Source organism: Arthrobacter sp. JCM 19049 (assembly GCF_001310435.1).
This window is the reverse complement of sequence record NZ_BAXF01000048.1, coordinates 1-10,555: the sequence shown is the minus strand read 5'-3', so window position 1 is coordinate 10,555 and position 10,555 is coordinate 1. Positions and strand designations below refer to the sequence as shown.

14 protein-coding genes, 1 tRNA gene and 2 pseudogenes are annotated in these 10,555 nt (G+C 63.7%); 15 read left to right on the top strand and 2 right to left on the bottom strand.

Annotation, left to right across the window (positions count from 1 at the left end):
• Positions 1-249 precede the first annotated feature (249 nt).
• The 5 genes from JCM19049_RS04210 to JCM19049_RS04195 are packed head-to-tail and all read left to right on the top strand — an operon-like array spanning position 250 to position 2,194.
• The gene (locus tag JCM19049_RS04210; RefSeq protein WP_054820900.1) at positions 250-654 is read left to right on the top strand and encodes a PspC domain-containing protein; all 405 of its coding nucleotides are present in this window, start codon (positions 250-252) and stop codon (positions 652-654) included.
• A gap of 18 nt (positions 655-672) precedes the next feature.
• On the top strand, positions 673-1,014 hold the full coding sequence (locus JCM19049_RS18535) for a hypothetical protein (RefSeq protein ID WP_279402434.1): 342 nt from the start codon (positions 673-675) through the stop codon (positions 1,012-1,014).
• Positions 993-1,301 (top strand): hypothetical protein, encoded by a 309-nt coding sequence (locus JCM19049_RS04205; protein WP_279402433.1) that lies wholly within the window; start codon positions 993-995, stop codon positions 1,299-1,301. The genes JCM19049_RS18535 and JCM19049_RS04205 overlap by 22 nt, the downstream gene beginning before the upstream one ends.
• A complete protein-coding gene (locus JCM19049_RS04200) occupies positions 1,291-1,518 on the top strand; it encodes a hypothetical protein (RefSeq protein ID WP_054820898.1) in 228 nt (75 codons plus the stop codon). Before JCM19049_RS04205 ends, JCM19049_RS04200 begins: the two co-directional genes overlap by 11 nt.
• Positions 1,511-2,194 (top strand): response regulator transcription factor, encoded by a 684-nt coding sequence (locus JCM19049_RS04195; protein WP_054820897.1) that lies wholly within the window; start codon positions 1,511-1,513, stop codon positions 2,192-2,194. The genes JCM19049_RS04200 and JCM19049_RS04195 overlap by 8 nt, the downstream gene beginning before the upstream one ends.
• A 96-nt stretch (positions 2,195-2,290) precedes the next feature.
• On the opposite strand, the gene JCM19049_RS04190 is transcribed toward JCM19049_RS04195, so the two are convergent.
• Positions 2,291-3,490: a pyridoxal phosphate-dependent aminotransferase gene (locus tag JCM19049_RS04190; RefSeq protein WP_054820896.1), complete on the bottom strand. Its 1,200-nt coding sequence runs from the start codon at positions 3,488-3,490 to the stop codon at positions 2,291-2,293.
• Between the two features lie 267 nt (positions 3,491-3,757).
• Here JCM19049_RS04190 and JCM19049_RS04185 point away from each other — a divergent pair.
• From JCM19049_RS04185 to JCM19049_RS04145, 10 genes and pseudogenes are all read left to right on the top strand, one after another.
• A tRNA-Trp gene (locus tag JCM19049_RS04185) sits at positions 3,758-3,830 on the top strand.
• A 122-nt stretch (positions 3,831-3,952) separates the two neighbouring features.
• Entirely contained in the window at positions 3,953-4,207 is a 255-nt protein-coding gene (secE, locus tag JCM19049_RS04180) for a preprotein translocase subunit SecE (protein WP_138177147.1), read from the top strand.
• Between the two features lie 74 nt (positions 4,208-4,281).
• A pseudogene (gene nusG, locus JCM19049_RS04175) lies at positions 4,282-5,221 on the top strand (transcription termination/antitermination protein NusG).
• Positions 5,222-5,349: 128 nt separating this feature from the next.
• Positions 5,350-5,781 carry a 50S ribosomal protein L11 gene (gene rplK / locus JCM19049_RS04170; RefSeq protein ID WP_054820895.1) on the top strand — a complete coding sequence of 144 codons (432 nt, stop codon included), beginning with the start codon at positions 5,350-5,352 and terminating at the stop codon, positions 5,779-5,781.
• 130 nt (positions 5,782-5,911) lie between these two features.
• On the top strand, positions 5,912-6,655 hold the full coding sequence (gene rplA, locus JCM19049_RS04165) for a 50S ribosomal protein L1 (RefSeq protein ID WP_054820894.1): 744 nt from the start codon (positions 5,912-5,914) through the stop codon (positions 6,653-6,655).
• A 1,019-nt stretch (positions 6,656-7,674) separates the two neighbouring features.
• A pseudogene (gene rplJ / locus JCM19049_RS18530) lies at positions 7,675-8,195 on the top strand (50S ribosomal protein L10).
• Positions 8,196-8,274: 79 nt separating this feature from the next.
• Positions 8,275-8,652: a 50S ribosomal protein L7/L12 gene (gene rplL, locus JCM19049_RS04160; RefSeq protein WP_054820901.1), complete on the top strand. Its 378-nt coding sequence runs from the start codon at positions 8,275-8,277 to the stop codon at positions 8,650-8,652.
• 147 nt (positions 8,653-8,799) lie between these two features.
• Complete coding sequence (locus JCM19049_RS04155) at positions 8,800-9,054, top strand: acyltransferase family protein (protein WP_054820893.1); 255 nt, start codon at positions 8,800-8,802, stop codon at positions 9,052-9,054.
• On the top strand, positions 9,051-9,740 hold the full coding sequence (locus JCM19049_RS04150; protein ID WP_054820892.1) for an acyltransferase: 690 nt from the start codon (positions 9,051-9,053) through the stop codon (positions 9,738-9,740). The genes JCM19049_RS04155 and JCM19049_RS04150 overlap by 4 nt, the downstream gene beginning before the upstream one ends.
• On the top strand, positions 9,713-9,970 hold the full coding sequence (locus JCM19049_RS04145; protein ID WP_054820891.1) for a hypothetical protein: 258 nt from the start codon (positions 9,713-9,715) through the stop codon (positions 9,968-9,970). Before JCM19049_RS04150 ends, JCM19049_RS04145 begins: the two co-directional genes overlap by 28 nt.
• Here JCM19049_RS04145 and JCM19049_RS04140 read toward each other — a convergent pair.
• Positions 9,924-10,427, bottom strand: coding sequence for a YbaK/EbsC family protein (locus tag JCM19049_RS04140; RefSeq protein ID WP_054820890.1), 504 nt, complete (start codon positions 10,425-10,427; stop codon positions 9,924-9,926). The genes JCM19049_RS04145 and JCM19049_RS04140 overlap by 47 nt on opposite strands.
• Between the last annotated feature and the right edge of the window lie 128 nt (positions 10,428-10,555).

The following is a 10,555-nucleotide window of genomic DNA, read 5'->3' as shown; positions in this document are numbered from 1 at the left end:
GCGTCAACCTGCAGGCGCTGCGCGATGCCGGCGGCCACGCCGCCCAGCCACTGCGATTCGCTGCGGCGGATCTGCTGCTGACGCAGGCTGTCGAAGATTTTGTGCGAGGAGTGATCTTGGTCCATGCCCCCATTCTTTCGCGCCTTGCCCCGCCCCCGCTATGAGGTGCTACCCTGATTCGACCTGAGGCACCCGTAAAACGCCATGTGGGTCTGGGGAAAGACCCTGCGAACATGCTTGACTTGAACCATGGAGACACCCGAGCAGCCCCGGCGCATCGTCAGAAGCGAATCGCGCCTGCTGGCCGGTGTCTGTGCAGGGCTGGCCGAGCACCTGAACCTGCCGGTCAGCTACGTGCGCCTGGGGTTTTTGCTGTTGACAGCCATCGGCGGCATCGGGGCCGTGCTGTACGCCTGGCTGTGGGTGTTCACCCCCAGCAGCCAGGAGTCCCAGGCCGATGAGCAGCGAAGCACCGGCACCCGGCGGCGCAGCCTGGCCGAGGAGCTGGGCCTGGACGCCCCCGGCAGCCTGAACCCCCGAGAGGTCGCCCTGAAGCTGGGTCCATGCGTGAGGTGCTTGTGGGCGTGGTGCTCACGGTGTTGGCCCTGCTGGCCCTGGGCCAATGGCTGGGGTGGAACATCCGCTGGGATCTGATTTGGCCAAGCATTGATCGTGGCCGGGGTGCTGCTGGCCTGGCTGCAGATTGACGGGCGCGGCGGTCCGCAGGCCACCGGCAGGGAACGTGCCGGGGCCCTGAGCCGGCTGGTGGTCGGGCTGCTGCTGGTCATTGGCGGGCTGCTGCTGATTGTCAACGGGACGGTGAGCACCTCGGATCTGATCGGCGGGATCTGGCGGCGCTGGCGATCTTCGGCGGGGCGCTGGTGGTGCTGCTGCCCTTTGGCACCAGACTGTGGCGTGACTACCTGGCCGAACGCAGTTCCCGACAGGCCGCGGCACAGCGCGCCGAATTCGCCGCACACCTGCACGACTCGGTGCTGCAGACCCTGGCCGTGATCCAGAAGCGGGCCGGCGACCCGGCCGCGGTGCGGGCCCTGGCCCGCAGCCAGGAACGTGAACTGCGCCAGTGGCTGTACGGGGACGAGGACGTCTCCGAGGGTGACGTGGTGGCCGAGATCTCCCAGGAAGCGGCGCAAATCGAGCAGCTGATGCTGCGCGAGGTGGATGTGGTCTCCGCGGGCTCCGCACAGGGGTTCGAGGGGCAGCACGCCCTGGTGCAGGCCAGCCGGGAGGCCATGATGAACGCGGCCAAGCACGCAACCGCTGATCTCGGTGTTCATTGAATGCGGTGAGCAGGCCGTTGAGGTGTTCATCCGCGACCGCGGGGACGGCTTTGACCCACAGGACATTGACCCGGACCGGCAGGGCGTGCGCGAATCGATCCTGGGCCGGATGGAGCGGGCCGGCGGCGAGGCGAAGATCCGCAGCGGCGAGCAGGGAACCGAAATACAGTTGAAGATGCCGCGCACCACGGCAGGAAAGGCAAACCACCATGACTGACCCAGTGCCCGCAGGCACCCAGGAACCCGAGGCACTGATCCGGGTGCTGCTGGTCGATGACCACGCCATCTTTCGTTCGGGACTGAAAAGCGACCTGGATCCCGACCTGAAGGTGGTTGGGGAGGCCGGCACCGTGGAACAAGCCATCGAGCAGATCACCGCACTGCGCCCGGACGTGGTGCTGCTGGACGTGCACCTGCCCGGCGGACGCGGGGGCGGGGGAGCCGAGGTGCTGCGCGGGTGCGCCCACCTGCTGGCGCAGACCCGCTTCTTGGCGTTGAGCGTGTCGGATGCGGCCCATGACGTGGTCACGGTGATCCGCAGCGGGGCGCGCGGCTATGTCACCAAGAGCATTTCCGGTCCCGAGATTTCCGATGCAGTGCGGCGGGTGGCTGGCGGGGACGCGGTCTTCTCACCCCGGTTGGCCGGGTTCGTGCTGGACGCCTTCGGCAGCAGCCAGCCCGAGCAAATCGACACCGAACTGGACCTGCTCTCGGATCGGGAACTGCAGGTGATGCGGCTGATCGCCCGCGGCTACAGCTATAAGGAAGTGGCCAAGGAGCTGTTCATCTCGATCAAGACCGTTGAGTCCCATGTCTCCAACGTGCTGCGCAAGCTGCAGCTGTCCAACCGCCATGAACTGACCCGGTGGGCGGTGGACCGCAAGATCCTGTGACCGGTGCCCGAAAGCCCGGAACGGCTGTGGCCGGAACCTGAACCCAGGTTCCGGCCACAGCCGTGATGCGTATTCGGTGCCGCTCAGGCGCCAGTGCTACTTGGCTTCGCCCAGCAGGGCGGCCATCCGGGCGACACCCTCGGCCAGGTCCGCGTCGCCCAGGGCATAGGACATGCGGATGAAGCCGGAAGGGCCAAAGGCCTCACCGGGCACCACCGCAACCTCGGCCTCCTCCAGGATCAGCGCGGCCAGTTCGGCGCTGGTGGTGCTCACCTTCCCGCGGATCTCGCGTCCCAGCAGGCCGCGCACATCCGAGTAGGCGTAGAAGGCGCCCTCCGGGGTGGGGCAGGAGAGCCCGTCAATGGCGTTCAGCGCCTCGACGATCGCCAACCGGCGGCGGTTGAACGCGGTTTTCATCTCGTTCACCGCATCCAGCGGCCCGGCCACCGCGGCCAGGGCGGCGCGCTGGGACACGTTGGCCACGTTGGAGGTGGCGTGGGACTGCAGGTTCGTGGCGGCCTTGATGACATCACTGGGGCCGATCATCCAGCCCACCCGCCAGCCGGTCATGGCGTAGGTCTTGGCGACGCCGTTCAGCACCACGACCTTGTCGGCCAGCTCCGGCACCAGCGTGGCGATCGAGGAGAACTCCGCCTGCCCGTAGGTCAGGTGCTCATAAATCTCGTCGGTGACCACCCACAGGCCCTTGCTGGCCGCCCAGCGGCCAATCTCAGCGACCTCGGCGGGGGAGTAGACGGCGCCGGTCGGGTTCGACGGGGAGACGAAAAGCAGCACCTTGCTGCGTTCGCTCAGAACCGACTCCAGCTGCTCCACGGTGACCTTGTAGCCCTGTTCCGGGCCGGCGAACACGGACACCGGAACCCCGCCGTGCAGGCGCACCGCCTCCGGGTAGGTCGTCCAGTATGGGGCGGGGATGATGACCTCATCGCCCGGATCCAGCAGGGTGGCGAACGTGTTGTAGACCGCCTGCTTGCCGCCGTTGGTGATCAGCACCTGATTCGGTTCGACCTTATAGCCCGAATCGCGCAGCGTCTTTTCCGCCACTGCCTCACGCAGCTCCGGCAGGCCAGCGGCCGGGGAGTAGCGGTGGTTGCGCGGGTCCTGGGCGGCCTGCACGGCGGCCTGGACAATGTAGTCGGGGGTCGGGAAATCCGGCTCGCCGGCACCAAACCCGATCACCGGACGGCCGGCGGCCTTCAGCGCCTTGGCCTTGGCGTCCACCGCCAGGGTTGCGGATTCGGAGATGGCGCCAATGCGGCGGGAGATTCTAGACATATCTGGGGGCATCCTGACGTCTGAGAAGATGAGTACGTACCTCTAGCTTAAGGCCAAGGCAGGGCCGGATTCATGCTCGGCCGGGCAAGATGACGCGCCGGGTGGCCCACCGGACGCCCCGAATGCGGTGTAGGGCACACTGCTCCCTGTCAGTTCGACAATCATCTGATCATTGCGTAGAGTTATTTCTCGGTGCGAAGGCGCCGGCGGTGATCAGCTGCTCTGACACGTTCAGATATAGTTGATGTCACCAGAGTGAAAACTCGAAGGGTAGTGGCGCAATTGGTAGCGCAGCGGTCTCCAAAACCGCAGGTTGCAGGTTCGAGTCCTGTCTGCCCTGCGCAGTAGCGATTAACGAAAAAATCGCACAGCGAATCTCACGTCACGGTGTGTTGTGGTCGGCCAGGCTGCGACACACCGTGATTGTTTCAACTGGCCTATTTTATTGAAACGAGGAACACGGTGAGCGAATCAGCTGTCTCCCATCCGGGAAATGACAAGAAATCCCGTCGCGGATTTTTCGGCCGCATCGCCCTGTTCATCCGGCAGGTCATCTCGGAACTGAAAAAAGTCGTGACTCCGACCCGTAGCGAATTGATCAACTACACCCTGGTTGTCATCGCCTTCGTTGTCATCGTGATGCTCATCGTGACGGCCCTGGACTTTGTCTTCGGGGCAGGGTCCACCCTCCTGTTCACAAACAGGCCAGAGCAGTAGAATTTCCTGCGCGAGCCGCCATGCGGCGCGTCAGGGCCCCAGGTGTACATCAGTAGAAGAAAGCAGGAGCTGCAGTGTCCGACCAGGAACTCGAACCGCAGAATAACAACGAGGTAGAAGCCGAGTTCGTCGCGACCAATGACGAGCAGACCGGCAATGCCGAAGATGTCATTTTCGCCGACGGCACTTCCGACACCGACGGCACCGTGGATGTTGAAGGCACCGTGGACGCCGAGGGCGCCCTGGACGAAGAGGAAACCCTCGACGAAGCCTCCCAGCCCGTACAGCTCGATGACATCGCCGCGGACACCGCCGATGACCCGGCCCTGGTTGCCGAGGCCGACGAGGACGCCAGTGAGGCAGTGGCCGAAGCCGTTGCCGAAGAGGACGAGCAAGCCGTCAGCGTTGAGGCGCTGAAGGAAGAGTTCCGCGCCAAGCTGCGCCGCCAGCCCGGCGACTGGTTCGTGATCCACACCTACGCCGGTTATGAGAACCGCGTGAAGCTGAACCTGGAGACCCGCATCCAGACCCAGGACATGGATGACTTCATCTATGAGATCCAGGTCCCGATGGAAGAGGTCGTCGAGGTCAAGAACACCCAGCGCAAGATCGTGCGCCGCGTGCGCATCCCCGGCTACGTGCTGGTTCGCATGGAACTGACCGACGCCTCATGGTGTTGTTCGACACACCCCGGGCGTGACCGGCTTCGTGGGCAACGCCCACGACCCGAACCCGCTGACCCTGGATGAAGTGTTCTCCATGCTGGAGCACACCGTGGTGGATCCGACCGAGCAGCCCTCCGCCTCGAAGCCGGGCCGCGCACCGATCACCGAGGTCAAGGTGGATTTCGAGGTTGGCGAATCGGTGATCGTCAACGACGGACCGTTCGAAACCATGCCGGCCACGATCTCCGAGATCAAGCTGGAGGCCGCGCAGCTGGTGGTGCTGGTCTCGATCTTCGAGCGCGAGACCCCGGTGACCCTGAACTTCAACCAGGTCACCAAGATCCAGTAGTATTGAGTCTTCGTGCCCCTCACGTTTGCTTTGCGTGAGCCGGGCACGTTCGGCCGCCGCGCCACGGCGGCCATCAGCCCGTGTCACGCTCCTGTGCCGCGGGAAACGCAAGAGTAGAAGGACCCGACATGGCCCCAAAGAAAAAGGTCACCGGACTTATCAAGCTGCAGATCCAGGCAGGCGCCGCTAACCCGGCTCCTCCGATCGGTCCTGCCCTTGGTCAGCACGGCGTCAACATCATGGAATTCTGCAAGGCTTACAACGCTGCCACCGAGTCGCAGCGCGGTAACGTTGTTCCGGTTGAAATCACCGTGTACGAAGACCGTTCGTTCACCTTCATCACCAAGACCCCGCCGGCTGCCGAGCTGATCAAGAAGGCTGCAGGCGTTGGCAAGGGTTCGGCCACCCCGCACACCACCAAGGTTGCGAAGCTGACCCAGGCCCAGGTTGAGGAAATCGCCAACACCAAGATGGCTGACCTGAACGCGAACGATCTGGAAGCCGCTTCGAAGATCATCGCCGGCACCGCCCGCTCCATGGGCATCACCGTCGAGGGCTAAGACCCTCACCCTGCAGCCCGCAACGGCTGCAACCACCAACATTTCAACAGGGGACCTGCCTGGCAGGCCCCGCCAGTGGCAGGACCGAGCGCGGTCCTCAAGACCACGACTGCATAAGGAGAAAACGCAGATGGCAAAGCGCAGCAAAGCATACTTGGCCGCCGCGGCCAAGATTCAGGCTGACAAGTTCTACGAGCCAGCCGAGGCTATCGCCCTGGCCAAGGAGATCGCCGGCGAGAAGACCAACTCGACCGTTGAGGTCGCCTTCCGCCTGGGCGTTGACCCCCGCAAGGCCGACCAGATGGTTCGCGGCACCGTGAACCTGCCGCACGGCACCGGTAAGACCGCCCGCGTGGTTGTCTTCGCCAACGGCGACAAGGCAGAAGCTGCCCGCGCCGCCGGCGCCGACTTCGTCGGCTCCGACGACCTGATCGAAAAGATCCAGGGCGGCTGGACCGACTTCGACGCCGCCGTGGCAACCCCGGACCTGATGGGCAAGGTTGGCCGCCTGGGTAAGATCCTGGGCCCGCGTAACCTGATGCCGAACCCGAAGACCGGCACCGTGACCATGGACGTGGCCAAGGCTGTCACCGACATCAAGGGCGGCAAGATCGACTTCCGTGTCGACAAGCACTCGAACCTGCACTTCATCATCGGCAAGGCATCCTTCGATGCCAAGCAGCTGACCGAGAACTACGCAGCCGCTCTGGAAGAGATCCTGCGCCTGAAGCCTTCGGCTTCCAAGGGCCGCTACATCTCCAAGGCCACCATCGCCACCACCTTCGGCCCGGGCATCGCCCTGGACCCGAACGTGACCCGCGTGAGCCCTAGTCACCCAGTTCCACTGAAGCCTCGGCCCCGGCCTGCCACCTGATGGTGGCGGTCCGGGGCCGAGGCTTTTGCCGTCCCTGAGCCAAGCCGGCAGCGGCAGGAACGCAGGGCCGGGGGCCTGGGCACGCGCTCCAGTTCCTTGCCATCTTGCTGCGACATGAGCTTTTGAAAGAATTATCACGCAGGGGAGTTGGCTCTGGGCGAAATTCCTGACTCGACCAGCTGCCCTTCGAACCCCGCGGGCGGGCTCCATCGGACATACCGACCTTGAGGTTTTCTGGGAGTTTTTGGAAGTCTCCTGTGAGTTGGATTGCGCTCCACGCTCTCGCCGGGGCGTTGTGCCGCACAATCTCGGGCTTTATGCCTGAAATGAACGCCGGTTTGCTATTTCCAGGTTCGCCAAATTAATGCAAACTGTTGGTTCAAAGGGAGGAAAAGTGCTTGCTGGGACAGCGTGATCGGCTCGTGAGATGACCTGAACCCCGAGTTGCATGTAGACGGGTTGGTGGTGATACTGTGAAGACACCGATGTGAATCGGCGGTGATTGCATGGGACCCCCAAGACTATGCAATCACTGGACACCGAAGTTTCCCCAAGCTTCGTGTCGACAAGAGCCTGTTGTCAGCGTCCCCCAAGTGCTGGCAATGGGCCTTGTCCTTTTAACCGCCAGTTGAGCCGGACGCGGTGAAGCGCAGGCTGGCCGCAGCGTCGACCGAGGACCGTCCAGGTGAGACCGGGAAGTCTTGCAAACTGCCACACGTGAGCCGCTGGCGGGGGAGTAGGGCTGGACCCGGCCGTGGTTCAGATCATAGGCCAAGACGACCTCCGGGATTTGGAGTATGGGGTGCGCTCAAACTAGGATGGAAGAACCGAAGACCGTCGGTTGAGCATTTTCCACTGGAGAACCGCTCCGAAGTGTCCGCAAGGACTGCCAACGCAGGTTACATAGATTGTCTCAACTGCTTATGTGAGTTGAGCTGCCCTGTGCTCCTGCGCGGGGCGTTTTTTATGCGCTCCGCCGGTTATGAAACGGTACCGAACTGAACCCCGGAAGGAGTGTTATGGCAACGCAGACCAAGAACGCCGCGATCCAGTCGATCGCTGCCGAGTTCAAGGAATCCAGCGCGGCTGTCCTGACCGAATACCGTGGGCTTACCGTTGCACAGCTCAAGGAACTGCGCCGTTCGCTTGGTCAGGAGACCAAGTACGCGGTTGTAAAGAACACCTTGACTGAAATCGCAGCAAAGGAAGCTGGCATCGACGCGTTCGAAGGCCAGCTGACCGGTCCAACCGCCATCGCCTTCATTAAGGGCGATGCTGTTGCCGCCGCCAAGAGCCTCACGGAGTTCGCCAAGAGCAACCAGCAGCTGATCATCAAGTCCGGTTTCTTCGAGGCTCCGCCCTGGACGAAGCAGGCATTGCCGCTTTGGCTGCACTGGAGTCCCGCGAGCACCAGCTCGCCCGCGTTGCAGGCGTTCTGCAGGCCCCGGCCTCGGCCGCTGCACGCATCGTGGACGCACTGCGTATCAAGCTCGAAGAGAACGGTGGCGAAGCTGCCGAGGAAGCTCCGGCAGAAGCCTAAGCTGACGCGATTCTCTCGCAACGTAACCCCAAATCATTACGGTTCCCAGATCTGGATCCATAACCGAAAGGACGCCACCATGGCGAAGCTCACCACCGACGAGCTGCTCGACGCATTCAAGGAAATGACCATCATCGAACTGTCCGAGTTCGTGAAGCAGTTCGAGGAGACCTTCGAGGTCACCGCCGCTGCTGTTGCCGTTGCCGGTCCGGCCGGCGGCGCTGGCGAAGCTGCTGCTGAAGAGCAGACCGAGTTCGACGTGATCCTGGAGTCGGCTGGCGACAAGAAGATCGCAGTCATCAAGGAAGTTCGCGCTCTGACCTCGCTGGGTCTGAAGGAAGCCAAGGAGCTCGTTGACGGCGCTCCGAAGCCGATTCTGGAAGGCGCCGATAAGGACGCCGCCGAGAAGGCCAAGGAAGCACTGGAAGGCGCTGGCGCTACCGTCACCCTCAAGTAAGCTTCAGCGGTCACTCGCAGCCTTACTCCCCGGCCCGCGGACGAGCAATCGTCCACGCCTCGGGCCGTTAAACGAGAAAAATCGTTATCGGACTATAACGATTCTATTAACAGGAGCTATTCATATTCGTCGCTTACGGTGTTTAATGTGCCGAAGAATGAACAGCCCAACGCAATACGACCGGCCCCGCGGCTCGGTCTGCTGGACGCCCTTCGTATCGCTGCCGCGCTGGTGGTCGTGCTTTACCACTACACCGCGTGGGGACACGGCTATTGGGGCGCCGAAGCCGTCGACGCCTGGCCGGTGCTGGGCAAATTCACCATCTACGGCAGCATTGGCGTCCAACTGTTCTTCCTGATCTCCGGCTTCGTGATCCTGATGTCCATCCAGGCAAGGGATTGATCCAATTCCTGGCCTCCCGCCTGGGCCGGCTCTACCCGGCGTACTGGCTGGCCGTCATCGCCGCCGCCCTGCTCACCTTCCGGGTCTGGCCGGAGCTGAAGGACGGACGCACCGAAGGCGATATTGTTCCCAACCTGACCATGGCACAAAGCGGAATGGGCGTCAGGGACCTGGACGGGGTGTACTGGACGCTCTGGGTTGAACTGCGCTTCTACGCGATCCTGGCCGTGCTGCTGGCCTTCGGACTGGCCAAGAACCGGGCTATCCTGGCGTTGAGCTTCGCCTGGCCGCTGCTGGGCGTGGCGCTGCACCTGGCCGAGGCGGACAAGGCCCAGGAATGGGTAATGGGGCAGTATGCGCCGCTGTTCAGCCTGGGCATGGTGGTCTACCTGATGTACCGGGACCGGCAAACTCCGGCGCGCTGGCTGCTGGTCGGCTTCAACACCCTGCTCGCCTGCTACTTCACGGGCCTGAAGGGAGCACAGGACTCGGTCTATCTGTCGGGGGTTCAGATCCCCGCCTGGCACTTCTCACTGCTGGTGCTGCTGTGCATTGCCCTATTGCTGGCCTGCACGCTGACCCCGCTACAGAGGATCCACGCCCGCTGGATGGTCACCGCCGGAATGCTCACCTACCCGCTGTACCTGTTCCACGAGCTGTGGGCTGGTGGATCATCGCGCACCTGAGCGCGGTCCTCAACAAATACGTGCTGCTGGTCGGAACCGTCGCGCTGATGCTGGCGCTGGCCTATGTTGTGGCCCGGTACGTGGAGAAGCCGGCAGGGCTGTGGCTGCGCAACGAATTCACCCTGCGGGCGACCCAGGCGGTGCAGTGGGTGCGCAGCCTCGCCGCGCGCAAGCCGAGCCCGGTCATTCCGGAACGGAAATATCTGCCACTGTCGCGTCAAATCCACTGACCAGGTCCTGGGCCGCCACCAGCACGGCGTGCAGCCGGTCCCCGCTGCCCAGGGCCACCATGGCCTGCTGCTCGCCCTGGAATACCGTGGCGTCAATGACCAGCGGCAACGGGGTCAACGCGCCAAAGGGCGTGATCGTCCCGGGACGATAGCCGGTCACCTCGAACGCGGTGTCCCCGTGGGGCAGGGAGAGCTTGTTGACCCCCAACACCGAGCGCAGTTTGGGCCAGCTCAGGCTCCTGCCACCGGGGATCAGGGCGAAGAGGTACGTACCGTTGCTGCGCTTGAGCACCAGGGTCTTGAGCAGACGGTGTTCGGCGATGCCCAGATTCGCGGCCGCCTCACGCAGCGAGGAGGCCGCGGCCCGCGGAACAATCTCAATGGGGATGTTCCGCCGGCTCGCGTCCAGGCTGATGCGGGTGAGCGCCTCATTCGGGGCTTCAGGGGATTCGGTCAACAGCGCACTCGCTTTCCGTGACGGGGAAGGCTGCCCGGGGGAGGGCAGGTTAGGCGTGGTGCAGCAGCAGGGCCTCGCCCTGCCCACCGCCGCCGCACAGGCTCACCGCGGCGGTCCCGAGTCCCGGC

Coding starts and splice junctions, on each gene's coding strand:
- JCM19049_RS04210 (WP_054820900.1), top strand. CDS start 250: ATGGAGACACCCGAGCAGCCCCGGCGCATCGTCAGAAGCGAATCGCGC.
- JCM19049_RS04195 (WP_054820897.1), top strand. CDS start 1,511: ATGACTGACCCAGTGCCCGCAGGCACCCAGGAACCCGAGGCACTGATC.
- JCM19049_RS04190 (WP_054820896.1), bottom strand. CDS start 3,490: ATGTCTAGAATCTCCCGCCGCATTGGCGCCATCTCCGAATCCGCAACC.
- rplK (WP_054820895.1), top strand. CDS start 5,350: ATGGCCCCAAAGAAAAAGGTCACCGGACTTATCAAGCTGCAGATCCAG.
- rplA (WP_054820894.1), top strand. CDS start 5,912: ATGGCAAAGCGCAGCAAAGCATACTTGGCCGCCGCGGCCAAGATTCAG.
- rplL (WP_054820901.1), top strand. CDS start 8,275: ATGGCGAAGCTCACCACCGACGAGCTGCTCGACGCATTCAAGGAAATG.